Genomic DNA, 25194 nt, shown 5'->3' with positions numbered 1-25194 from the left:
CCTCGATTCACACCGATGATGTCATTTCTTGGAGCTCAGCGAGCCGGTCTTCTGGTCGCGCGTGCAATTGTCGGGGTCGAGGCCTTGCTTCTCGGCACATGCACGGCAGCCTCTTTCCGCCTCCGCCGCGTCCTCGGCCAGATAGCGCTGGCGGAGCGCAACGGTGGCGCAGTCGTCGTTGGCGCGTTCGAGGCTCGCGACGATGGCCGCGGGCTCGGCTTCCCATCGCTGGAGGAAGCCCCGCGCGTCCACGGTGAGGATGCCATTGCCCCCCACGTCGAATGCCGCAATGGGGAACGTGGACGCGGTGTTCGAGAGGGCGAATATCTGGCCAGAGCCGTCGACTTTCCACACATTGACGGTGTTGTCCCGCGCCCGCGTGATGACGCGTTCGCCGCGCTTGTCGAAAGCGACGGAGAGGAGGGGCGACGGATGCGCGAGCTCGACGTACGTTCCGTCGCGCTTCCAGATGCGCACGGTCCTGTCCTGCGAGGCCGTGGCGACACGTTCGCCGTCGGGGGAAAAGGCGACCGCGGTGATGGTGGCACCGTGGCGCCGGAGCACCTTGGGTTGTTCCTGGCCGTCGAGATCCACCCACCAGGCGCAGCCATCCTCGCGTCCGAGGATGATAGGGCGCGCGCCCGGTTTGCCGCTCCAAGCGACGGACGTGAAGCCGCCCGAATCCGCAGCGACGAGTGCGTGCGCCGCGGAGGCGCCCGGATTCTCGCATGACTCGGCCGAGGTCGCGATGGGGATCGGAGGGCGTTCGGGGTGGTCCGCGTCCCAGACGAGCGGCGCACCTTTGTCGGCGACGCTGACGAATCGATCCCCATCCGCGTTCCAGGCGAGCGCGCGGATGGGCGTCTTTTGATGCGTGGGGAGCATCCGCGTGTGCAGGGCAGGGAGCGTCGGGGCGGGGCGAGGCTCGATGGGCGTGAGGGCCACGCCGCCCATTTCGTCGCCGGTGACGAGGCGCCTCCCGTCGCGGCTCCACGCACCCGAGAGGATTCGCCTCTTTCCATGGGAGATGAGACCGAGCCGGTGGACGCCCTCGTAGATCTCGGGATTCGGAGGCAGGAAGTACAGGACGAGTTCGCCCTCGGGCGTGATCTGGAGCAGGTGGTCCTGGGTCGGGCTCTCGCTCGCGCCCGTCACGTAATGCCCGCGGATCCGCGGCAGGACGCGCCGCGGAAGGCGTGTGAGGTCCCAGATGCGCGCCGTCTCGTCCCAAGAGGCTGTCAGGAGCCGCTCTCCGTTCGGCGCGTAGGCGACGGTGGTGACGTCGGCCTCGTGGCCATCGAGGGCGGCGAACTCCGTGTAGGAGGCGACCTCGGCGGGGCGCGCGCCGGGCTCCCCGTCCTCTTTCGTCCAGAATCGGACCGTGTTGTCGTCGCTCGCCGTGACGACGACGCGGCTGCTCTTCGGATGAAAGATCGCCTGGTTGAGCGGGCCCATGTGGCCCCGCAGGATAGCGACCTCCTTGCGGGTCGCGGCGTCCCAGATGCGCGCGGTGCCGTCGGCCGAAGCGGTGACGACGGCCTTGCCGTCGGGGGAGAACGCGGCCGACGTGACGGGGCCCGTATGTCCTGCGAGGCAGGCGTGTGTCTCTCGCCGGGTATCCCAGATGCACGCCGTTCGGTCCCAGGAGGAGCTCGCGAGCTTCTCGCCCGAGGGATCGAATTCGAGCCACGAGACGACGTGCGTGTGTCCAGTCAAACTGGTTTCGAGGACGGGGCCGGTGACCGGGGAGAGGTCCCACATCTCGATCGTGCCGTCGACCGTCGCCGTGGCCACGCGTGTCCCGTCGGGGGAGAAGGCGGCCGCCCACAAGCCGTGCGCTTTTCCGCGGAGCTCGGAGAGGACGCGGGGCGCCGGGCCGGAGACGTCCCAGATCTTCGCGACGCCATTCAGGGAGGAGGTGAGCACGCGGCGCCCCTGGGCGTCGAAGACGGCCGAGGAGAGGGGTCCGTCGTGCCGCAAGGCGATGGGTTTGCCCCGGCCATTGCCGTCCCAAAGGTAGGCCACTTGGTCCTCCGAGGCCGTGACGAAGCGGCGGCCGTCCGGCGACCAGGCGGCGTGCCACAACTTCTCGTGATGCCCGGAGAGCGTGACCTTCGGAATGGGCAAAGCGAGGAGCCTTTGCGCCAGCGAGAGGTGTCTGTAATCCGTGAGGAGGTCGGGGAACGGGCCGCTTCGTTCGGACAAGATGGACGCGGCGGCGGCGTGCTGCTGGCGCGCGACGAGGTTCAAGGCGCCGCCGATGCGCAGTTGCTTTTCAGCGATGTCGCGCTCCGCGTCGGCCTGCTTGTGCGCTTCTTCGGCCTTGATGCGATCCTGCTCCGCCCGTCTCCACGAGGCGTCGGCCTCGGCCTTCGCCCGGGTCGTGCGGAGCGCCAGGAGCGTCATGGCGACGGCCACGATCACCGCGCCCGCGGCACCGACGACGAGCTTGCGCCGCTCGCCGCGCTGCTTGTCGCGCGCCACTTCGGCTTCGGCTTGCTCCGCGTGCTCGCTCGCCTCGATCATCGCGCGCGTGTCGTCGTCGAGCTCCTCCTCGGCGTGCGCCCGGATCTGCTTGGCATACCCGAGCTGGGCGCCGCGGAGGAGGGCGCCGTGTGCCTTGTAATCGGCGGCCCAGCGCTCGAGTTTGGCGATTTCGACGACGCGCGCCCGATCCTCGGCGAGCCAGGTCGTGAGGCGGTTCCACCGCCGGAGCAGGGCCTCGTGCGCGACCTCGACCACGATGCGGCCGCCTTCGTCCTGCCGCGAGACGAGGCGCGCGGCGACGAACCGTTCGAGCAAGGTCTCGAAGCGCGCGCGCCGCTCCGGATCCGCGGGGAGGATGCGCGCGAGCGGGACACGACGGCGCGTGTTCGAGGCGCCGCCTTCGCCGAAATGGGTGAGGCGCGAGAAGAGCTGGCGGGCGACCTTTTGGGAGGGCTCGTCGAGCTCGTCGACCACGGCATCCGCCATTCGTTCGAGCGCGCCGAACACGCCGCCGAGCTCCTCGTACCGGGCGGCGTCGAGGGTTTTTCCTTGCCGCTTTTGCCAGAGGAGGTCGAGGACGTATTCGACGAGCGGCAAGGCTGTGGGCTCGGCGCCGACCTCGGCGATGATGCGGCTCGCGAGCCCTTGCGAGAGGGAGAGGCCGACCTTGCGCGCGGGCTCCTCGATCACGGTGCGGAGCTGCGCCGGGCCCATCTGCGCGACGAAGACGCGGTGCGCCTCGTCGTAGGCGACGCGATCGAGCCTGAGGCCCGTGCCCGTGTCGAGCACGAGCTGCCCGCATTCGCCCACGAAATCGACGCGCATGCTGGTGATGCAATGGATGTTGCCCTCGCCGGAGCAGCGCTTCCAGAGCTCGGCGGCGAACGCCTGCCGCTCGGCCGGATCCTGCACGTGGGTGAAGACCTCCTCGAATTGATCGACGACGAGGAGGAAAGGAAGGTCCTTGTCGCGGCGCGCCGCGAGCGCCGATGCGAGGGCGGTGAGCGGAGACGCGCCGGGGCGCATGACGACGGCTTCCCACGCGCCGCCCGCGGCCGTGGCGAGCGCCGTGATTTCGCGGTGGAGCACGGAGAGCGCCTGCTGCGCGGCGGCGCCCGGGCTCCTGCGCCCGAGGAGATGCGCGAGTCGCTCGATCGCGCGCTTGACGTCGTCGGTGTCCGCCGCATCGGCGCGCGTGGCGCCGCGATCGAGCAGGCGCGGGACGACGCCGGCGAGGACCATGGAGGATTTGCCGGTGCCCGAGGCGCCCGCGACCACGAGAAAACGGGGTTTTCCCGAGGCCGCGAGGGCCGCGAGGTCGGCGAGCGCCTCCTCGATCTCGGCTTCGCGGCCGAAGAAGAACCGGCGATGCGCGGCGTGGAAGGCGAGGAGGCCTCGATAAGGGCGAAACGCGATCGGGCGTGTATCATCGCCATCCTCGAGGCGGGCGTGCAGGGTGAGGCTCGCCCAGTCGAGCCTTCCTGCGCCTTCGCGGAGGAGGCGCTGCCGGGCCGCGAGGAGCGCGTCTTCGACGGACGTGGGCTCGACGAGCAGTTTGTCGTAAAAGACTTCGGTGAAGGTGATCGAGCCGGCGACGGAGAGGGGGAAGCGGGAGGCGACGACGGCCTGGATGCCGGCCTGGTGGAGGTTCTGGGCGACGCTGCCGAGGTGATTGCCGATCTGTCCGGGATTGCCGCTGTCGCAGGCCGAGAGCACGACGAGACGAATGCGGCCCGCGTGGGGCGCGAGGAGCTGCCGGAGCTTGCCCGCGTCGAGCAAGACGCGCTCGCCGCTGCCGTCGTCCGCGTCCCAGGCGAGGCCGTGGGTCTGTCCGACCTGGGTGCCGTGGCAGAGGAGGTGGAGGATGTTGATGATGTCTCCCGACGCGGCGGCCTTTTCGAGGGCGCTGGAGAGGCGGCCGAGCGAGAGGTGATCGATCACGTCGCGGGCGGGATCGAAGGGGTGATGTCCTCGCTCGGCGGCGGCGCGGAGGGCATTCGATTGCTCGCCGAGGGGCACGGCGCCGGCCGCGGCGGACCAGCCGAAGAGGATTCGCCCGCCTTCGGGCAAGGGCGAGGGATCCTCGGGGCGCGTGGTGCTCTCGGGCCAGGCATAACGAACGAGGACATTGGGCAGCTCGCCGAGGTGCTGGCCGCTCGATTTGAGCGCCAAGAGTTCCCAGGGCAAGGCATAAAGCTCCGCGGCGTTCGAGCGGAGCGTGATCCGCACCGGATCGCCGCGCGAGGACGCGTCGAGGATGTCCTCCTCGTTTCGGGCCCAGCCCGCGGGCGCGAGGAATCGCCGGAGAGCGCGGCCGAGGCGCTGGACGATGGCAGGATCGCAGCCGGGGCGGCGGACGGCGTCGAGGTCGGCGAAGAGCGCGGGGGTCCAGTCGATGGTGACGGTCTCGGCGCCGCCGCCTTCGGTGTGCAGGACGTACGTGACCTCGCCTTCTGGCAAGACAAACGATTCGTCGGCCTGCGCGGTGCGGGTGAATTCGAGGAGCAGGTTCCCGGGCGGCGGCGCGGTCACGGGGTGCTCATCCGCCGGCCATGACCTTGAATTGGCCCGGGCTCAGGATCTGGATCACGCCGCCATACGAGCACATGAGCTGGCAGGCGTTGTGGAGCGTGGGCAGGCTCTTCAGCATGACCTTGGTGCTGCCGGGGATCCAGGTGCCGGCGGGGACGGGGACGCAGGGCATGGGGGTGAGGACGCCCAAGGCGGCGGCCGTGGCCGAGGCGACCGTGGGATTTGCCATCGACGTGCAAGCGCCGAAAGGCAGGACGTTGGTCACGGCCACCATGTCGGCGATGTTCGCGGCGGACATGGTGGCATTCACCATGTTCGCAGGCAGGACCATGATCGAGGAGGGCGCCATGCCGAAGCTGCACATCGCGGTGGCGCCGGAAGCGATTTGAACGGCCATGGGGTCACCCGTGCCCAGGAAGGGGCGAGGTGAGCGTAGCCGGGGGCGCGGAAAGGGCGCTAGTTTTTGGCGGGAGCGTCAAGATACCCGCGGGCAAAGGATGCGCCGCCCGCGCGGCGGCTGTGGTGTCGTCGGCGTGCGGAACCATCGCTGGCCCTCGGTACGGGACGAAGAGGATTGTACTATGACACTTCTTGGCGTAGACTAGTACACATCCGATGCGCAGTCATGCCTGGAAACCACGCCTGAAGCGCTCCAGCGCGCCGCTGTACGCGGCGATCGTCGACGCGCTCGCGGCCGACATCAGCGCCGGCAAGCTGCGCGCTGGAGACCGACTTCCCACGCACCGCGACCTCGCGAACGCGGTCGGGGCGTCGCTGGGAACCATCACCCGCGCGTACGCGGAAGCGGAGCGCCGCGGGCTCGTTCGGAGCCAGGTCGGAAGCGGCACGTTCGTGAACGGTCTCACGGCTCCTGATGCGTACTCGCCCATGCTCGACCGGGATCGAATCGATCTCGGCCCGACCGCCGCGCCGATCATGTCCGGCGATTTCGGACACTGCGCGCTCGCTGCCGCGCTCGCGAACCTGAGCTCGCGCGCGGACCTCGGCGTGCTCAGCGGCTACCAGTCGCATGGCGGCACCGCGGCGCAACGGGCCGCAGGCGCGCGCTGGCTCGGGTCGACCGGCGTCGTCGCGTCCCCCGAGGAGATCACGGTCTGCAGCGGTGCGCAGCACGCCACCGCGATCTTGTTGTCGGCGCTCGCGACGACGACCGGCGTGCTGGTCGAGGAGCTCACCTATCCCGGAGCGCTCAGCGCCGCGCAGTGGCTCCGGCTGCCGACGCATCCGGTCGAGGTCGACGAGGCTGGGCTCGTCCCCGATGCGCTCGTGCAGGCATGCCGATCGAGCAGGGCCAAAGTGCTTTATTGCACGCCGACAAACCACAATCCGACCACGTCGATCATGCCGCTCGATCGGCGTCGGGCGATCGTGACGATCTGCCGCGAGTACGGGGTCACGATCCTCGAAAACGGCGCGCTCGCTCCGCTCGTCTCCGACGCGCCGCCGCCGCTCGCCGCGCTCGCCCCGGAGACGACGTACTACATCGGGAGCCTGTCGAAGGCGACGATGCCTGCTCTCCGTGTCGGCTTCATTCGTTCACCGACCGAGGCTCGACCCCTCCTCGAGAGCGCCGCCGCAGCGACAGCGTGGTCAGGTTCGCCCTTGCTGGCCGAGATCGCGACGCAATGGATCGAGGACGGCACGGCAGCAGCCATCCGAGACGCGCGGCGCAGGGAGGCCGCCGCCCGTCAAACGATCGCAGCGTCGATGTTGAAGGGACATCCGTATCTCGCTCATCCCACCGCGTATTTCCTCTGGATGAGGATCCCGGATCACCGGCGGGCGATGGAGTTGATCGAGCAGGCTGCCGCGCGGAACGTGCTCATCGGGCCGGCGCACCTGTTCGCGGCCCGCGCAGGCAGCGCGCCCAATGCCATTCGGGTGTCGCTCGCCGCGGCGAAATCATGCAGCGAGCTCGAGCGGGGCCTCGCCATCCTGGTGAAGCTGCTCGACGAATCGCCCACGTCCCCCTGGAGTGTCGTGCCATGAGACAACTCGTCGTGTTCGTGTTCTTGGTGCTCGGCTGCCAGCCTAAGGCGACGGCGACGCAGCCTAAGGCGACGGCGACGCAGCCTAAGGCGACGGCGCCTGCCCAAGGCGATCCCTTGCAAGCGCGGCTCGATGTCTCCGAGAAGTATTACCGCTTCATCGAGCGCATTCGAGACAACCTCGTCGCGCCGCGATGGCTCCCCGATCGCGACCAGTTCGTGTACTGGTCCGCGGTCGGTCCGCATCGCGGGACGTGGGTCCTGGTCGACGCGCAGCAGCGGACGATGGTACCCGTCCTCGCGAGCGACGCATTGCAGGCCCAGCTCTCGCAGGTGATCGGGCAGAAGGTAGAGCTACCGGACAACCTCGGATTCGTGCTCGACCCCGGGCGCGCTCCCGATCAGCACAGGATCGTCTTCCAGTTTCAGGAGAGGCCGTTCGCGCTCGGGCTCTCCGATCGCCGCGTCGTGGCCCTCGCCCCGACCGATCGCGCCGTGGGGATGCTGTCCGCGAGCCATCACCTGTCTCCCGATGGCCGAACCAGCGCGGTCCAGCGCGGATCTGGGTTCGCCGTGGTCGGCAGCGATGGGGGCACGCTGCTGGAGCGGAGCGGGGAAGAGAATTACGAATGGCAGATCCCCGCGCGGGCGTGGTCTCCCGACGGTCGGTTCCTCGTGGTTTGGCGCAATGACAGGCGCGGGGTCCACAAGATTCCGATCGTCGATTACTCGACAGGCGTCGAGCGCGTGAAGATGGTGCCGTACTCCAAGGTCGGGACGCCCTTGATGCGGTCCGAGCTTTACGTGGTCGAGCCTGCGGCCCGCCGCGTGACGCAGGTTCCGCCCGCGCCCGGGGAGACCTACGATTGGTTTTCGGGCTGGCGCCCCGATGGCAGCGAAGCGTTGGTGCTTCATCTGTCCCGCGATGGCAAGCGGCTGGAGCTCTCGGCGGTGGAGGCAAAGGCCGGCAAGACCCGCCTCGTGCTGCGTGAGGACCGACCGGAGAGCTTCGTCGGTGCGCTCGACTTTGCGGAGAACGGGTGGTCGCTGCAGGTCACTCCGCTCGAGGACAACAAGCGCTTCCTGTGGATGTCCGAGCGCGACGGCTTTCGCCACGTCTATCTGTACGATTACGCGGGAAAGCTCGAACGCCAGGTCACCCAGGGCTCGTTTCCCGTACATCAAGTGGTCGGCGTCGCTCCCAAGGCAGACGCGATCTTTCTGCTTGCCTCTGCCGAGAGCGCGGCTCCTTATGACCGATTGCTCTATCGCGCGAGCCTCGCCGGAGGCGACCTGAAGCGGCTCTCGCCCGAGATGGGCATCCACCGGATCACCCTCGCGCCGTCGGGGCGTTACTACACCGATGGTCATTCCACGCGCGTAGAGCCGCGGGTATGGGACGTGGGTTCGACCGACGGCGGGGCTCCGTTCCGCTACGCCGAGGCGGACACGAGCGCGCTCGCGGAGTTGCCTCCTTCGCCGCCGGAGCCCCTCACGGTCCTGGCGGCCGATGGCGCGACCCGGCTGTATGGCGTGCTCTACAAGCCGTGGGACTTCGATCCGAAGAAGCGTTACCCGGTCCTCGACATGATCTACGCCGGCCCGTGGATTTCGGTCGTGCCCTGGAGCTTCGTGGGAACGGAGGAGGCGCGGTGGGCGAATTCGCTGGCGCAGATGGGGTTCGTCGTCATGGTGCTCGACGCGCGCGGCACACCGGGGCGAAGCAAGGCGTTTCAAGACGCGAACTATGGGCGCGTGGGTCAGACCGAGATCCCCGATCACGTCGCCGGGCTGCAGCAGGCGGCCGCCACGCGGCCCTACATGGATATGAGCCGCGTCGGGATCTACGGCCACTCCTGGGGCGGCTACTTCGCGCTTCGCGGCATGCTGACCGCGCCGGAGCTGTTCAAGGCAGGCTATGCCGGGGCGCCCGGGGCCCTGGAGGAGGAGGCGGTCATCATGGAGCCGAATCTGGGTCTCGTGAGCGAAAATAAAGTCGGCTACGAGGCTGGGTCCAACGTGTCGCTCGCGCGAAACCTGCGCGGTGCACTCAGGATGATGCATGGCACGAGCGACGTGAACGCGTCGTTCTCCACGACGATGCGCATGGCCGAGGCCCTGATTCGCGAAGGCAAACACTTCGAACTGCTCGTCATGCCGGGACAACCACATTCCCCCGAGGGGCAGGCGTTCCAGTATTACAAGGACGACGTGCGCCGGTTCTTCGTCAAGGAGCTGGGCGGCCCGCGCTGAGCGTCCCCGGACGATCGCGCCCGGGTGTACAAGCGCCGCAAGACGCCGCGGCTCAGCGACGGAGGCGCAGCTCGTCCCAGGCCCAGCGGGCGCCGGGCTCGGCGTTGCGCATGCCCATCCTGGCCTCGCATCCAGCAGCGGGATCGGGGGACGCGAAGACGCGCTCGGCGAGGACGATTCCCGTGCGGCGATCGTACACCCGGGCGCGTAGCTGGGAGAGGGAGGCGGTGCTGCCATCGGGGCAACGAGCCTGATGCGAGACGTCATCCGCCACGAGCACCCAGTCGACGTCCTGGATCGTCGCGGCGACGCCGCGGAGGCGCGGAGACGCGTCGCCGCCAACGACCCACAGATCGCGGCATCTTGGCCGGCGCCTCTGGCGTGTCCCCCGGCAGCGCGACCGGGCCCTTGGCGACGTTGCGCAGGACCTCCTCCACGCGCATGCGCAACGTCATGCCCCCGAGCCGCAACGTCCCTGCGCGCGGCTGCCATCGCGGAAATGGATCTCGAGCGGCACGTCGATGCCGAATCGGTCGTCGGCGACCTCCGCGAGGTGACCGTCGAGCATCGGCAGGAGGGCCTCCGCCGGCACCGGGATCGCGTCCTCCACCTTCGCCACCTGGCCCGCCAGCGAGACGCTCTCGACGTCGTCGGCCTTGCGACCGAGGAGCCGGCTGGTCAGCCCTTCGAGCTCGAAGGAGCACGTGTGCGGCGCTGGGCAGCGCCCCTTCTCCAGCGGCAGCGGAGCAGGCTCGGGCGGCGGCTCCGCCGGTTTTGATGGCTGCGTCGGAGCAGCGAGCTCCACGTCGATCGCACCGCCCGAGCGCGACGCGCCGCACCCCGCCGCAGCGAGGAGCAAGGCCGAAACGACGATGCCGTGGAAGGTGGACGAGGACGTCGCGTGCATGGCGCCCTTCTACATCGTCCCCTCCCTGCATCCATGGAAAAGAAACCAGGATTTCCGCTTCCTCCGGGGCGCTCCGCAGGCCGCCGCGCGCCCGCGTCCGGAGAACCCCCCGCGCACGGCGGCCTTTTAATCCCGATCCGGCGCGCCCAGCGGAAAGAACTTCCGATAGGGCCGGGCTTCGTCCACGGCCCGCGCGAACGACGGCCGCTGGAGCAGCCGCTGCCGGTACGCGGTCACGCGAGGAAAACGTTCGCCGATCGGATGGGTCCAGTCCGCATAAAACAGGAACGGCGCGGCGGCGCAGTCGGCCAGGCTGAAGGGGTCGCCCGCGGCCCATTCGCGTTCCGCCATCGTCTTGTCCAGCCATGCGTAGGAGGCGTCGAGCATCGCGCGTGCTTCTTTCACGCCATAGGGATCGCGGTCGGCCGCGGGGCGCAAGGCATCGGCCACGACCTTCTGCTGCGGCGTGGAAATGTAGTTGTCGAAGAAGCGGTCCATCATCCGCACCTCCAGCGCCGCCTTCGGGTCTTCGGGGATCAGGCGCACGGGGCCGGGGTGGTAGAGGCCGAGGTATTCGATGATGCAGGTGGCCTCGAAGATCGTGCGGTCGCCGTCGACGAGGACCGGAAAACGCTTGAGCGGCCAGATCGCCGCGAGCGCCTGCCCGGCCGGGCTGTCGGGGCCGTTCAGCACCTGGGGCGTGAAGGGGATGTCGTTCTCGTACAGCGCGATCAGCGCCTTCTGGCAGTAGGACGAGAAGGGATGGAAGTAGAAATCGAGGGTCATGGGATGTCTCCTTGCACCTTCACGACGAACGAGGAAGGCCGGATTCGACACGCATGCAGACGGGCGATCCTTCGACGACAGTTCGAGGGGACGGGGCGCGCTCGACTCCCTGCCGCGGCGAGCATGGCGCAGATCACGATCGCGCACAACGCGCGCGCATCGACCTGCCGAGCCCGTGGGACGAACCGAGCGCCACGTTGACGACCGGTTTGGCGCTGAGGTATCGAGGGGCGTGCGCCAGAACGTTTCATTCGCCGGCCTCCGGGCCTGCCGCCCGGATGTTGTCTTGTCGTGTCTGTCTCTTCTGGTCTCGTCGTGTGGCACGCCCGTCCCGACCACTCCGCCCGCGCACGTCGAGGCAACCACGGCCCTTTCGTCGCCGAGCGTTTTGCCTTCTGCGGCGCCGAGCCCCCCGCGGCCTGGGTTTGCCGTCGCCCGATCCCGCCTCGTCGCCGGTGATCACATCACCTGCCTCCTCCGCGACGGCGAGGTGTTCTGCTGGGGGCGCGGCGAGGATGGCGTTCCAGGACAAGGCAACAAGCTCGATCTGGGGGACGTGCCCGGGGCTCTCTCCCGCGCGGTGCCCATCGATCTGGGCCGCCGCAAGGGCGCACGGGAACGAGCCACGGTCCTCGGCGCTGGACCGCGGCACGCCTGCGCGGCGCTGGCCCCTCTTCCCGGAGAACGAACCGCTCGGCTCGCCTGCTGGGGGTATGCGCACGCCCTCGGGCTCGCCGACAATCGCGGCGATTCTCCGGGAGAGCTCGGAGATGCCTGGCCGAAAATCGACATGGGCGAAGGGACGATCCTCTCCGTCGCGGCGGGGGTCAAGTACACGTGCGCGCTCCTCGAGGACGGGGCCACGCGGGAGGTGCGTTGTTTCGGGGAGATCCCGGGCGGCAAGGAGCGCTTCGTCCCGGTGCAAGCCGTCGATTTCGGAACGAAGGCGAGGCCCTTCGCGATGGCGGCGGGAAACCTCTCGCTCAGCGTCGCATTCGAAGACGGGCACGTCCGTTCCCTCGGTGTCGTCGGAAAGGAGGTCTTGAACGCCCCGAATGTCCACGTCGGCACGGAGCTCCTCGTACCGCTTCCAGGCCGCACCATCGCCCTCGTCGGCGGCGCCAGCGGCGCGTGCGCGCGTGGCGAGGACGGCGCTCTCCGCTGCTGGGATTTCGTCGACGGAGGCGGGCTCGGCCATCGCCATTGCCCCGACGTATCCGCGCCGATCTCGCTGGGGAAAGGACTGCGCGCCGTCTCGATGGCGACCTCCGGGAGCCGGTTCTGCGCGATCGTCGAGGGGGACGGCCCCGCGCCGCGCGTGAAGTGCTGGGGGATCAATCAATGGGGGGCGCTCGGGGGAGGGGACGACCTCGATCGTTGCATGAGCGAATCCCTTGGCGATGCGCTCCCGTTCGTCGATCTCGGTACGAACAGCCCCGTCGAGGAGATCACCGTGGGGGCCTCGCATACCTGCGCCCTCTTCGGCGGGGCCGATGCAGGGCGGGTGAAATGCTGGGGCGCAGGTCTCTTCGGGGAGCTTGGTACCGGGGACAAGAATCGATCCTATGGCAGGACGCCGGACACGATGGGGATCCATCTCCCGTTCGTGTCCCTCCCGCACTGATGAGCGTCGCTCTTGCATGGACGCAAGCGCGCGGATCACGGCATCCCGGCCGCCGTTGCGCCGGTGCATCCCACGCTGTGCCCCTGTCCCGGGCGCCTTCGCGTCGATGCAAGGACGACCGTGCAGGCGCTCGCGCTCGTTTTGCATGGCCGCGACCGCGGGCGAGGCGCGTGGTGCGACCTTTTTGCGCGCGCGCCGCAGGGACCTTCGGGTCGCGTGGGGCATCGCTGCCGAGGACATGGGGGCCCCACGGCACCCAGGGGCGGGGAAAGGGGCCGTCTGCCCCGCCGCGCGGTTCTCCTTCCTCCTTGGGCGCGCGGAGGGCGGGTCGTATACTCCTGGCAACAGGCCGCTGCCATGACCGCCACGGACCTCTTCCTCCGCGCCCGTGACCACCTGCTCGCGACGCGCGACGACCACGACCGCGCATGCGCGGGCTTCTCCTGGCCCGTGCTCGAGCACTTCAACTGGGCCACCGACTGGTTCGACGTGTACGCCCGCGGCAACACACGCCGCGCGCTCTGGATCGTCGACGAGTCGGGCGCCGAAACGACCGCCACGTTCGCCGAGCTGTCCGAGCGCTCCACGCGCGTCGCGCGGTTCCTCCACGGGCTCGGCGTCGAACGCGGCGCGCGCATCCTGGTCATGCTCCCCAACGTGCTGCCGCTCTGGGAGGTGCTGCTCGGCGCCGCAAAGATCGGCGCGGTGATCATCCCGGCCACGACGCAGCTCACCGCGGAGGACGTGGCCGACCGGCTCGCGCGTGGCGAGGTGCGCTGCGTGATCGCCGAGTCGGCCGTCGCCGACCGTTTCGGCGCTGCCAGCCCGCACGTGGTGCGCATCGCCGTGGGCGAGGCCGTCGAGGGCTGGACGCGCTACGAGGACGCCTACGCCGCGCCCGCCACCTTGCCCACGAGCGACACGCCCACGCGCGCGGCCGACCCGCTGCTGCTCTACTTCACCTCGGGCACCACGGCGAAGCCCAAGCTCGTGCTGCACACCCACCAGAGTTATCCCGTCGGGCACCTGTCCACGATGTACTGGGTGGGGCTGCGCGAGGGGGACACGCACCTGAACATCAGCTCGCCCGGCTGGGCCAAGCACGCGTGGTCGAGCGTGTTCGCGCCGTGGAACGCCGGCGCCACGGTGCTCGTCCACGCCTACAAGCGTTTCGTGCCCACCGCCACGCTCGACCTGCTCGCGCGGTGCAAGGTGGACACGCTCTGCGCGCCGCCGACCGTGTGGCGGATGCTCATCCTCGAAAACCTCGCAGCGCACCCCGTGGCGCTGCGGGAGGCCGTGAGCGCGGGCGAGCCGCTGAACCCCGAGATCATCGATGCCGTGCGCCGCGCCTGGAACCTCACGGTGCGCGACGGCTACGGGCAGACGGAGACGACCGCGCAGATCGGCAATACGCCTGGAATGACCGTGGTGCCCGGCACGATGGGCCGGCCGCTGCCCGGTTACACCGTCGCCCTGCTCGACGCCGAGGGGCGTGCGAGCGCCGAGGGCGAGATCTCCCTCGCACTCGACCCGCGGCCGATGGGGCTCATGGCCGGTTACCTCGACGACGCGGCGCGCACCGCAGACGTCACCGCGGGCGGATACTACCGCACGGGCGACGAAGCCGTGCGTGACGCGGCAGGGCTCTACACCTTCGTCGGCCGCGGCGACGACGTGTTCAAGAGTTCGGACTACCGGATCAGCCCCTTCGAGCTCGAAAGCGCGCTCCTCGAGCACCCGGCCGTGGCCGAAGCCGCCGTGGTGCCGAGCCCCGACCCGGTACGCACGAGCGTACCCAAGGCATTCGTAGTGCTTTCCCCCGGCACCCCGCCCACGCGCGACACCGCACAGGCCATCTTGCAGTTCGCCCGCGAGCGGCTCGCCCCCTACAAGCGCGTGCGGCGGCTCGAATTCACCGAGCTGCCCAAGACCATTTCCGGCAAGATCCGCCGCGTCGAGCTGCGCAAGCTCGAAGCCGCGCGCCGCGCACGAAACGAGCGAGGCGCGCTGGAATGGACCACCGAGGACTTCGGCGAAAGCCGCGGCTGAGCACCTTCCTCGTCGGCGCTAGAAACCGTAGCCCAGACGTGCCCCGTACCGGGCCCTGGACGGTTCGCCCAGCGGTACTTCCATGTCGAACGCGATCGTGTTGGGAAACATGATCATAAGCCACGAGACCGGATCTCTTTCGAAGATCGACCAGACCGCGGGGAGGGACGTTCCAACGCCGAACTTGAAGTCCCAGCCGTGTCCTGCCTCCGGCAACCGATCGCTCAATCCATCTGCGAAGACCATCGTCAAGGCCGAGCTGACGTAAAACTGAACGTGGGGCCAGGCGCGCGAGAAAAGCTCGACCTTTTTGCCTCGCGCGACGCCCAGGCGAAGCTCGGGGCCGACGGCGAAACGTGAGACCCCGACCTTCCCAACGTTGCCGCGACGATCGTCGACGGTCACCTCTCCGGCGCTCAGGTGCATGCCGGCGCCCAGGAAGGGCGACCAGCCCGGGACCTTGATCGTGCGCGCGAGAAAGACACCCGCATAAAGCTGCCCATCCAACGTGAACGTCCCGCCGCCTTTCCGCACGCCAAAGGCGATGTCGCCGTGCCAATAGCGGAAGCCCAGCTTGGTTGGCGCTTCGGGCGGAGGGAGTTCCTGCGCGGTTTGCGCCGCAGCCGGCGCTGAGAGCAGCAAGAGCGCGAGCGCGAGGCCCATGTGTCTGCTCATGGCTCGAGCCCCCCCGACTCCCCGTGGTTGTTGGTTCCCCAGCAATAAATCTCGTCGTCCTGGTTCCGCGCGCAGGTGTGCGCGTTGCCGCAGACCATTTCGACGATACGCCCGGGGACCTGCGTGACAGGGCTCGGCGGCCTCTCCAGGGACCGGACGTCGTTGCCGAGCTGGAGAGACTGGTTGCTGCCCCAGCAGATGGCGCTTCCGTTGGCCTGCCACGCGCAGGTGTGATAGCCGCCTGCGGCGACGCCCACGGCGCCGATGACACCCGGGACCGTCACCGGCTTGCGACGACAATCGCGCGGGCAAGAGATATCCTCTCCGCTACAGCATTCGTTGCCGCCCGCGGAGACACCACACTCGCCGTTTTGATTGCGGCCCCAGCACCAGACGCTCCTGTCGTCGAGGACCGCGCAGGCGTGCGCCTCGCCCACCGCGATGGTCTTCGCGGGCATGGGCAGCTCGACCCGCTCGGCGGACAGACCCCCGGGCTGATCATACGTGGTATCGGCGCCCCAGCACCATACGGCGCCCTCGATGTCGAGCGCGCAGACCCGATTCGCTCCCGCTGCCATTTGCGTGACGTCCCGCAAAGGGAAGTCCTGGGCGTCCACCACCACCACGGGGGTCTTGCTCAACGCTACATTGTTCCCGCGCCCGAGCATTTGCTGGTCGACGCCTCCCCAGCAGCGCACCAGGCCGCCCTCGTCCAGCGCGCAGGCGACATGGCTCTGTTTGGCGGGGAACTCACTCTCGTCGAGGGACCTTCCCGCGACGACGGCCGTGGTGGGTTCGAGCCCTTGGACCTTTGCTGGCTCCGTCACGCAGAACGATTGGCCTGAGCTACAGGCCGCCGTCACGCCGAGCTGACCGTCGGTGTTGCTGCCCCAGCAGCGGACCGTGTGGTCCTCGAGCACCGCACACGAACCCGCGGCCCCGGCCCCGACGTGGATCACCTTGGCGAGGATGGGAACCGGTTGGGGCGCCGCGGAAGATTCGGCGAAGTCCGCCAGGACTTTGCCGAGCTCCCCCCGGTCGGCTTTGCCCCAACAGGCCAAATTGCCATTCCGAAGGGTCGCGCAGGTATGCGAACGTCCCGCGCTGAGCTGCGCCGCCGGGGCCACGTCGATGCGCGTCGGGGCGGAGGATCCATCGGTGGAGGTACAGGCAACGGTGCTCGTCGCGAATACGAACGAAGCCAAGCCGAGCCAAACGGTGTGGGGGTTTTCCCGCATGAAGGTCATCCTGGATTGGGGTCCGGTCAAGGAGCGAGGGGCCAAAGCAAGGACTGGTCCACAGGGATCGACCCGCGGGAAACCGCGGTTTCGACGCAGGGCGCGCGAGGCGCCCGGGAGGAACGTGACAGCAGGCCGCTCGATCCGGTTCGAGGGGGAGACGATTTACGCGGTGGTCGCGCGAAAGGCGCTTCCAGACGCGCGCAGGAGCCTTCGCGACGCCGTTGCGGGCCTCTCCGACGACAAACGCGTCGAGATGGCGCCATCGCAAGCGGGACGGGCCGATCGTCGCCTGAACCGAGGAGGCGCTACGCGTCCGGCTCGTGCCCCGCGCCGCGTCGAAATATCGACAGGTCGCGTGATGTGTCGCCGTCCCCGAGAGCTCGTGGGAGCCACGCGCCTACCGACGGCCGCTCCCGTTCCACCTCGCCTGCGGCCACCCATCTTGAACAAATACATCAACCATGAAGCGGCGCGCCTCCTGGCTGCACAGACTGCACGGTTTCGTCGCCGGAGAGCCCTTTACGTGGCCCGTTCTGGCTGGTAGGCGCAAGGCCATGAAAATACGAACGATTCAGGCACGCCTTCGCTTCACGACGCTCGTGGGTCTCACGCTCGCTGTGACGGCGCTGGCGGCTAGCTGCTCGGATGGCGACGGCGAAAACCCGACCAGCGGGTCGAGCTCCTCCACGACATCGAGCAGCACCACGGGGACCGGCGGCATGGGCGGCGCCGGTGGTATGGGCGGCGCCGGCGGCATGGGCGGCGCCGGTGGTATGGGCGGCGCCGGCGGTATGGGTGGCGCCGGCGGTATGGGTGGCTCCGGCGGTATGGGTGGCTCCGGCGTGAAGCCTGCCGACTGCGAAGAGATCTCCTTTGCGGGCATCGAGCTCGTCAGCCTGCAGGAAAACTCCTTCGACTCAGCGGACACCGGGCCCGTGATCCGGACGGCGGGCTCGCTCCCGAACATCTCGGGCGACGCCATGCTCTTCGACAGGCTCCGGCTCTTTTTCGATGGCGACCTCGGCGTCGGCAACCATGCCATTGACGGCGATCCGAACCATGCGCTGCCGGACTACGCCACCACGTTCGTCACCACCTGCGCAGCCTGCGCCGTGTTCCAGGAGGACCTCCAGGATGGCGCGTACCTCAAGACCTACGCGGCCAAATCGGGTGAGCTCGAGATCGGCGAGATCCTCACGCCGCATCAGACGGTGGGAACGGCCCGCTACCTCGAGCTGCGCGAGATCGTGAAGAACGCAGCCACCAAGACCTATGACTGGGTCGAGGGGGGCAAATGTTATTGGATCCAGGAGGCCGCCTACGACGTCCGCCGGCCGAAGGGGTGCAAGCCCTACGTGAGCGGCGCCTGCCCCGCCGACCAGTTCTGCATGCCCACCAATTCGATCGGGACCGACGGAGAGTGTGTCACCGGCGGTGACAAGGCGATCGGCGAGGCGTGCACGAAGGTGGGCGCCACGCAGTGGGACTCGGACTGCGCGCTCGGGCTGCGGTGTATCGCCGACGGCGCGGACCCCATCTGCATGAAGGTGTGTGACATCCATTCGGCGGCGCCGGATTGCCCGATGGGAACGCATTGCGGCGGCGGCTACAACCTGTGCCTGGACGAGGCGATCCTGCAGAACAGCGGTATCGATGACGCGAAGCTCGGAGAGACCTGCACCATCAGCGCGCTCTATTGCGGCGGGTCCGGGCAGCCGGGGACGTGCTGGGACGACGACGCCGACGGCCCGCTAGAACCGACCTGCATCCCCTTCGCCTCCGCGCCGTCGCAATGCGTCGCCCCGAAGACGGCAGGATACATCGCCTACAAGAACGACAAAGACCACTCGACGCTCTTCTGCCTCCCGCCTCCCTGAGCCTCCGCTCCGATCGTTCCAACCCGGCTCGCCCCCCCGCTGCCGCGACGCGGGCGAGCCGGCCGCATCAATACGTCCAGGGGCCCACCGTGACGAGGAAACTCGCGTCGTTCTCGCAGACCTCGACGCGGACGCCCTTGCGGCTCCCGGCCCAGCAAGTGCCAGCCATCGTGGGGGCCTCGATCCGGGCGAGGTCGGGCACCACGGCCTGGAGCTCGGCCAGGATCGCGTCGCGTCTGGACACCGCGTAGACGTATGCGAAGATCGTTCGGTACGCGACGACGCGTCGTGGTGCCGCCTTGTCGAACTGCACCTCGAGAGGCGTCCACAGGTCCGCGGGGTTCGGCGTGAGGTAATAACGAACGAAATCCCAGTGGATCCCGTCGCCGAACGGCAGGCTCTCCTCGGCCCGCCCGACGAGTGTTGCCTCGTCGGGGAACACCTGTGCGAGGGTCTTCTCGACGGACTGGAACGGCGAGAGCTCGATCACGCAGCCCGCAGGCACGTCGTCCTTGTAGCAATCGACGGCGGCTGCTTGCGTCCCCGTCGCTTCGTCGAGCCACACGCGATAGCGCGCGTCGATGTCGGGTGGTCCCCAGCCCGCGACCGCCGCGTCCCGCGCGCTCACATTGGGCAGACGAAGATGGACCGCCCACAGACGAGCCATGTAATCGAAGCGGAGCTCGTAGCCGACGCCGTCCACGACCGTCCGCGTCGCGGACCGACCGCGCGTCGTCCAGAAGCGATTGCCACCTCCGCCGTTCTCGCCGAGATCGGGCACGCGACGCAGCAATGCCTCGTAAGCGCTCGCCTCCATCTCGACGCGGAATGCGCTGCGTAACGCCGGCGCGCGCTCCCAGGCGTCTTCGAGCCTCATGCCGAGCGAAAGCCCGTCGAGCGGTCCGGACGACGCCCCGCTGAGGTGGAAGCGCGCCATCGAATGAAGGCCAAACGGCGAGGCGGCGCTCGCCTCGGCGGGCGTCGAGGCTCCTCCCGGAGGCACGCTTCCGCCGCACGCGACGAGCACGACCGCGGCGAGGGCCGAGAGGGACCACGAGAGGATGCGGCGGGGATGCGACATCGCAGCGGTGGGAGGCGTCATTGCGGAGCCGACACGCGTACATTGTATCCACCATGACTGCAAGTGGTTGATTTTACGTTGTTGTTGGGTCTTTCCACCGGCACAGGCAGAGAGGCGTCGTACTTGTGCGCCCTACGCTTTCCACGTTGACGTGGACGGACAAGGCGGTGTAGCCGTGCGGAGGGGGACAAAGGAAGGTTTCATGATCCGAAGTGCATCGTGGTGGATGGCCAGCATGGCGACGATTGCGTGTGTCACGCTCAGCGGGAGCGCCCACGCCCTCCCCATCGACAACGCTGGCGCCGGCTGCAAGTTCGAGTTTTACAAAAATGGCGGCACGCCGTTCCTGGACTTCTCGAACGGAAAGTCCACGACCGGCCTCGCCGGGAACAACTCCTTCACGGCGGACACCGACAACCTGGGCAACATGAGCTTCGCCGGGTCGACGATGCAGCTCGAGCTCACGGACGCGACCGTCAATGGCGTTCCTGTCTACGTGCGGCTCTTTCTTTCCGATGTCGCAGGTACCACTGATCTTTCGGGTGCCGACCCCGACGTCAATTGGGCGATGACCGCGAAGGTGCAGGTCTCGGAAGCCGGGCAGGGGATCTCGACGCTCAACTGCCAGACAGGCACGTTCACCATCTATGTCTCCGGCGACTGGGGAAACACGACGTCGAGCACCTTCACCATCCCCGCGATGACCGGCTCGGGCAGCGGGGCCTGCAATGGCCACTCCGCGGCCGTCAACACGGCGCTCGGCCTCGGGACGAACGGTGCCACGCTCTCGTTGTACAAGTTCCGCGCGTACAATGGCACGATGCCATTGACCGGCTCCTGAAACGCGGCGGGCGCGCGGCCCTCCGGCCAGCGCGCCCGCGCACGGGAGCTACATCTGCAGTCGGCCCGGGGCGCCTCGTTTTGCGGGCGCCCCGAATCCGAGGGGTCGAGCCAAGGGAGCCGCAGCGCGGCTCCGGGCGCTCTCACTCCTTGGTGAGCTTCGTGAGATCGATCATCTCGTCGACGTCGGGCACGACGATGAGATCGCAGCGCCGATTCTTCTGCTGCCCGTCCTTGGTGCCGTTGTTGGCCACCGGGTCGGTGTCCGCGAAGCCCGCGGCGCTCCAGTGCGCGCGCGGCAGCGCTCCGCCCTTGCCCACGAGGAAGAGCAGCACCGAGCGGGCGCGCATGAGCGACAGACCCCAGTTGTCCTGGTACGGGCCGCCATTGAGGGGCTGGTTGTCGGTGTGCCCGGCGACCTGGTAATCACGATCGACGAGGGAGCGGTCGGCCTTGACGACCGCGGCGACCTTCTTGAGGATGTCCTCGCCTTCCTTCTTCAGCTCGACCTTGCCCGTATCGAAGAGCACGTCGCCCGGGAGCGAGATGACCATGCGGTTTCGGCGGATGCTGACCGCGAGGCCGAGCTTGGTCAGCTCGTCGAGCTTCTTGCGCAGGAGGTCGAAGCGCGCCTTGATCGCCTCGAGCTGCTTGGCGCGGGCCTTGTACTCGGCGAGGGCCTTCTCCTGGTCCTCGAGCGTCGAGCTCATCTTCTTCACGTCCGCGCCGGCATCCTGAAGCTGCTTCTCGAGGTCGGCGACGTGCTGCTTGGCTTCGGCGAGCTGCTTCTCCAGCTCGGCCTTTTTTGCTTCGCTGGAGTCCTGGAGCTCGTTGTACTTGGCGAGCTGCGCTCTCCACTCGTCCTCGGAGTGACCACAGCCACCCACGAGCGAGGCCAGAAGGACGGGGACCACCAGAAGGCATCGATTCATGAGCACGGTCTCCATGCCTCGTGCGAGGCGGAAGGGCCGGCGCCAAAAGGCCGGCCGTAGGTATGTCTGGAAGACAGACTCCCTCAGGTCGGCGACGGAATCCAGAGCCTTGAAGCCCTCCAGCATGCTCCGGACGGCGAAAACATGGCCACACGTCGCCCTGCTGACGGCGACGCCGCACCCGTGTCAAAAAATTCGAGCCTGATGGCCCCTGGTTTTTCCAGGTCCACGTTCCAGACGGAAGGGCGAGAGGATCTGGAATGGGCCCGTGGCCTCCCACGCCGGGGAGGGGGCGCGCCGGGACGGGACCGGTGGGCCCGGACGTCATTGCAATGCCCGCCGGAGGGGGGCTGGACGGCGCGTCGATCCTAGGCCTATTCTTGCGCGAATGGCGCGCGTGACCTTTCGCTGCGCGCTCCGCGCTGAGGCGGCGAGCGTGGTGCGCGCGCGCCACGCGCCCGCGCACGGGGTCACCACGAAGCGTCGATCGACGCGACAGCCCTTCCGGCAGGTGCGCGACGCGCCATGCACGCGCGCAAAGGGCCCGATGCCGATCGCTCGGTGGGTGTTGCATGCGTGCAAGGCGCTCCAAACGATCTGCGCGGCGTGCCTTGCACGTACGCGAGGGACGTCGTGCCCGTGACGCGGGCGCGCTTGCGTGCGTGCAAGCGTCGCCGTGACGTGGTCCTGGCGGCGTTTGCGTCGACGCAAGCGCGCGGATCACGGCGTCCCAGCCGCTCTTGCGCCGGTGCATTCCACGCCGAGCACGTGTCCCGGCCGCCTTCGCGCCGATGCAAGGACGACCGTGCAGGTGCTCGCGCTCGATTTGCATCGACGCAGCCGCGAAGGAGGCGCGTGGTGCCACCCCGTCGCGCGCGTGCCGCAGGGGCCTTCTCCCGGTCCACCCCCACCTCGCAAGAGCACAAATCAGTCGCACAGAAAACGCTGGGTCGCGACGTCGAACGGCCCGCGCGGTCAGGACGACGCGCACCCACGAAACCCACGTGCCCCGAGCGCCCGCGCGCTCCCGGCGCGTGTCCCCTTCAAGGAGGATCCCTCGATGCAATCGCCCACGCAGAGCACCCCCGTCTCGAAGTGCCTCGATCTCGCCGGCTACGCCACGCGTATGCTCAGCAAGTTCTCGTGCCAGGCCGCATTCGCTGCGCTCGAAGACAAGATGCGCGCGGGCGCCGCCGAGCTCGCAGCGGCGCAAGCGGAGTACGAGAAGGCCGTCAAGGCCATTCTCCCCACGCGCGTCGACATCAAGTACGAGAATTACGTCTCCGATCGGCGCATCCGGCTCTCGCAGCAGAAGGCCGAGATCGCCGACGGCAAACGAAAAGGGCGAATCGCGAGCCTGGTCTTTCCCGAGGGATCCGCCCCGATCATCCGGCTCTTCGGCGCCTCGCAGGTCGAGGCCATGATCGATCTCGAAGGGCGACTCGCCGCCGCCCAATCGTCATGGCCGGAGGCCGAGGCCGAGAAGGTCGAGCTCGGCGTGCTCCGGCTGCGTTATCAGGCCGCCCTGGAGAACCGTCAGATCGCCGCCCAGCATGCGCGCGATCTCCGGGTGGCTCGGAATGCGGCGAAGGACAAGTTCCTCACGATGTACGTCGAGGTGATGGCCCGCGTCGAGGCCGAGCTCCCGCGCGACCGGGTCTCGCAGGCGCTCTTCTTCGACGAGGTCCGCACGCGGTCCGCCCTCGCAACCGCGGACACGAACGAGGGTGACGTGGTCGGCAGCGGGACGGCCGAAAGCCAGAGTCCGGTCGCCTGACGCACGGCCGGGGGGGCTGGGGGCGTTGCGCCGGGGCGCTGCCCCGGACCCCGCGGGGGCTATCCGCCCCTCGACCCGGACCAGGCACGGCCTGGACCGGGGGTGGAAGAACTGCGCAATGCGCAGTTCTTCCAACGGGCCGGTGGCAAGACCAGGGAGAACGTTGCCAGGGGAAAGGTCTGCGTCGCTGGCGCCAAACCCCTGAAGCGAGGACGCTCCTCGGCGCATCTCGGCTTCTCTCTCCTATCGACGTCTCCTCGCTGCGCGGGGCCGTTGCCGTGGGAAACGTGCTTCCTCGGTTGCTTCCTCGGTGGGTTCCCTTCAAACGGGAGCCGTCTCTCGGCTTGGACGCGTGCACGACAGGGCCGGCAGGCGAACCTCTTTCGCCCTGACCGGCGCGGTCCACGTGCCAGGTGATATGTCAAGGTAAGATTTTCAAACGGCTCTTTGGATTCGAATCCGAGCTTGCGGAGATCGACTCCATAGCTTGCTCTTCGCCCTGTACCCTTGCACCTCATATTGTTCGTGGTAAACCTGTTCCGTTTTGAACGAGATGGATCCGTAAACCAAGGAAGGCCGTGTGGGGCGCCACGACCCAGGAGCCATGCATGTCTCTCGTTCTGGCTCCGAGGTTCCCCTCCCTTCACCATGGCGGCATGACAGGAATGGCATCGCTGCGCCCCCGTTGCGCTTGGGCGTGAAGAAGGGCGCATTCACGTCCTGACGTGACCCACGCACGCGGGAGGCGTCGGGGCGCTCACGGGCCTCTCGCCATTGCCTCCTCACGCGCGCGAACGCCACGGAGATGTTCCGCGATCGGACCCGGCAGGAGCCCGCCGCGTTCGTCCGGGGCATCCATCCGGCGGCCATTACGGACAAACTTCGCGAAAGTATTGATAGAACAACGACATGCGACACCTTCGTCTCCCCTTTTTGTGCGCGGCGCTCCTCGCGGCCTGCGCGTCCGCCGAGACGAGCACGCCGCCACCCCCGCCGCCGCCCCCCGAAGTCTCGGTCGTGTCCGTGGCGCCGCACGCCGTGGTGATCGAGGACGTTCTTCCCGGGCGCGTCGCGCCGGTGCGGGTCGCGGACGTCCGGCCGCTCGTGTCCGGCATCGTGCTCGAGCGGCTCTTCAACGAGGGCGATACCGTCAAGGCAGGGCAGGCTCTCTATCGTATCGACCCCACGGTCTTCCGCGCCGAGGTCGCGAGCGCCGCCGCGACGACGGAGCGGCAACGCGCGGCCCTCGCGATCGCGAAGCGAGAGGCCGAGCGCGCGCAGATCCTCGAAACAGGCGGCGCCATCGCGGGCCAGGCGGCCGATAACGCGCGCAGCACGATGGACATCGCACGGGCCGACCTCGCCATCGCCGAGGCCTCGCTCGCGCGGAGCCGGGTCAGCCTGCGTTACGCCACCGTCACGGCCCCCATCAGCGGGCGGATCGGTCTCTCCCGCGTCACCGAAGGGGCGCTCGTGGGGACCGCCGATCCGGTGTCGATGGTCACGATCCAGCAGCTCGACCACGTGTACGTGGACATCCGCCAGCCGGTGATGCGCTACGAGGAGCTGCGCAAGCGGCTCGCGCGAGGCGAGCTCGAAACGAGCCAGGGCCTGCCGGTCACGTTGCTCTCGATGCGCGGCGATCCCTACGCAGAGCAAGGACGGCTGCTCTCGACCGACGTGAACGTCGACCCGTCGACGAGCGAGCTGACGCTCCGCGTGCTCGTCGAGAACAAGGAGCTCCACCTTCTGCCGGGGATGTTCGTCCGCGCGCGTATCCCCGTCGGCCGAGAGCCCCAGGCGATCACGGTGCCGCAGCAGGCCGTGCTCCACGATCCCGCGCTCGGCGAGAGCGTGCTCGTGGTCGACCCGAGCGACCGCGTCGTGGCGCGTTCCGTCACGACGGGGCGCATCGTCGAGGGGCAGCAGATCGTTCGCGACGGGCTCGCGTCGGGCGACCGCGTCGTCGTCGAAGGACAGGATCAGCTCAAGCCCGGCATGTCGGTGCGTCCCTCAACCTGGAAGCCGCCGCCGAACCGGCCAAGCGCGCCCTCCGAAGCTCCTGCGGCGACAGCCGCGCCGAGCGCCTCGGCCCCTCAACCCTGAGCGAATAACGAGATC

At 68.5% G+C, this 25194-nt stretch carries 17 protein-coding genes; 8 read left to right on the top strand and 9 right to left on the bottom strand.

Features of this window, described 5'->3' with window-relative positions:
• Positions 1-21 precede the first annotated feature (21 nt).
• The gene (locus POL67_RS32095; protein WP_271924112.1) at positions 22-5019 is read right to left on the bottom strand and encodes an nSTAND1 domain-containing NTPase; all 4998 of its coding nucleotides are present in this window, start codon (positions 5017-5019) and stop codon (positions 22-24) included.
• A gap of 7 nt (positions 5020-5026) precedes the next feature.
• Positions 5027-5416: a DUF4280 domain-containing protein gene (locus POL67_RS32090; protein ID WP_271924110.1), complete on the bottom strand. Its 390-nt coding sequence runs from the start codon at positions 5414-5416 to the stop codon at positions 5027-5029.
• Between the two features lie 218 nt (positions 5417-5634).
• Here POL67_RS32090 and POL67_RS32085 point away from each other — a divergent pair, with 218 nt between their 5' ends.
• Together POL67_RS32085 and POL67_RS32080 are read left to right on the top strand one after the other, a co-directional pair.
• The gene (locus POL67_RS32085) at positions 5635-7029 is read left to right on the top strand and encodes an aminotransferase-like domain-containing protein (RefSeq protein ID WP_271924108.1); all 1395 of its coding nucleotides are present in this window, start codon (positions 5635-5637) and stop codon (positions 7027-7029) included.
• Entirely contained in the window at positions 7026-9281 is a 2256-nt protein-coding gene (locus POL67_RS32080) for a S9 family peptidase (protein WP_271924106.1), read from the top strand. Before POL67_RS32085 ends, POL67_RS32080 begins: the two co-directional genes overlap by 4 nt.
• A 52-nt stretch (positions 9282-9333) precedes the next feature.
• Here POL67_RS32080 and POL67_RS32075 read toward each other — a convergent pair whose 3' ends face one another.
• From POL67_RS32075 to POL67_RS32065, 3 genes are all read right to left on the bottom strand, one after another.
• Complete coding sequence (locus tag POL67_RS32075) at positions 9334-9561, bottom strand: hypothetical protein (protein WP_271924104.1); 228 nt, start codon at positions 9559-9561, stop codon at positions 9334-9336.
• A gap of 171 nt (positions 9562-9732) precedes the next feature.
• The gene (locus POL67_RS32070) at positions 9733-10188 is read right to left on the bottom strand and encodes a hypothetical protein (RefSeq protein ID WP_271924101.1); all 456 of its coding nucleotides are present in this window, start codon (positions 10186-10188) and stop codon (positions 9733-9735) included.
• Positions 10189-10314: 126 nt separating this feature from the next.
• Positions 10315-10974: a glutathione S-transferase family protein gene (locus tag POL67_RS32065; protein WP_271924098.1), complete on the bottom strand. Its 660-nt coding sequence runs from the start codon at positions 10972-10974 to the stop codon at positions 10315-10317.
• A gap of 286 nt (positions 10975-11260) precedes the next feature.
• Between POL67_RS32065 and POL67_RS32060 the strand changes: the two genes are divergently transcribed.
• Together POL67_RS32060 and POL67_RS32055 are read left to right on the top strand one after the other, a co-directional pair.
• A complete protein-coding gene (locus POL67_RS32060; protein WP_271924096.1) occupies positions 11261-12598 on the top strand; it encodes an RCC1 domain-containing protein in 1338 nt (445 codons plus the stop codon).
• Between the two features lie 357 nt (positions 12599-12955).
• On the top strand, positions 12956-14650 hold the full coding sequence (locus POL67_RS32055; protein WP_271924094.1) for an AMP-binding protein: 1695 nt from the start codon (positions 12956-12958) through the stop codon (positions 14648-14650).
• A gap of 18 nt (positions 14651-14668) precedes the next feature.
• Here POL67_RS32055 and POL67_RS32050 read toward each other — a convergent pair whose 3' ends face one another.
• Together POL67_RS32050 and POL67_RS32045 are read right to left on the bottom strand one after the other, a co-directional pair.
• Positions 14669-15313, bottom strand: coding sequence for a hypothetical protein (locus tag POL67_RS32050; RefSeq protein ID WP_271924092.1), 645 nt, complete (start codon positions 15311-15313; stop codon positions 14669-14671).
• Positions 15314-15321: 8 nt separating this feature from the next.
• Entirely contained in the window at positions 15322-16563 is a 1242-nt protein-coding gene (locus tag POL67_RS32045; RefSeq protein WP_271924089.1) for an RCC1 domain-containing protein, read from the bottom strand.
• 557 nt (positions 16564-17120) lie between these two features.
• Here POL67_RS32045 and POL67_RS32040 point away from each other — a divergent pair.
• Positions 17121-18443, top strand: coding sequence for a hypothetical protein (locus POL67_RS32040; protein WP_271924086.1), 1323 nt, complete (start codon positions 17121-17123; stop codon positions 18441-18443).
• 67 nt (positions 18444-18510) lie between these two features.
• Here POL67_RS32040 and POL67_RS32035 read toward each other — a convergent pair whose 3' ends face one another.
• Positions 18511-19524, bottom strand: a complete 1014-nt coding sequence (locus POL67_RS32035; RefSeq protein WP_271924083.1) for a hypothetical protein — start codon at positions 19522-19524, stop codon at positions 18511-18513.
• Positions 19525-19726: 202 nt separating this feature from the next.
• Here POL67_RS32035 and POL67_RS32030 point away from each other — a divergent pair, with 202 nt between their 5' ends.
• Positions 19727-20365, top strand: coding sequence for a hypothetical protein (locus POL67_RS32030; protein WP_271924080.1), 639 nt, complete (start codon positions 19727-19729; stop codon positions 20363-20365).
• 142 nt (positions 20366-20507) lie between these two features.
• On the opposite strand, the gene POL67_RS32025 is transcribed toward POL67_RS32030, so the two are convergent.
• Positions 20508-21296, bottom strand: a complete 789-nt coding sequence (locus POL67_RS32025; protein WP_271924077.1) for an OmpA family protein — start codon at positions 21294-21296, stop codon at positions 20508-20510.
• A gap of 1060 nt (positions 21297-22356) precedes the next feature.
• On the opposite strand from POL67_RS32025, the gene POL67_RS32020 reads away from it, so the two are divergent.
• Together POL67_RS32020 and POL67_RS32015 are read left to right on the top strand one after the other, a co-directional pair.
• Complete coding sequence (locus POL67_RS32020) at positions 22357-23073, top strand: hypothetical protein (protein ID WP_271924074.1); 717 nt, start codon at positions 22357-22359, stop codon at positions 23071-23073.
• Between the two features lie 909 nt (positions 23074-23982).
• Complete coding sequence (locus POL67_RS32015; protein WP_271924071.1) at positions 23983-25179, top strand: efflux RND transporter periplasmic adaptor subunit; 1197 nt, start codon at positions 23983-23985, stop codon at positions 25177-25179.
• Positions 25180-25194 lie beyond the last annotated feature (15 nt).

It is taken from the genome of Polyangium mundeleinium (assembly GCF_028369105.1).
Taxonomy (GTDB): Bacteria; Myxococcota_A; Polyangia; order Polyangiales; family Polyangiaceae; genus Polyangium; species Polyangium mundeleinium.
This window is presented reverse-complemented; position numbering and strand designations above follow the sequence as displayed.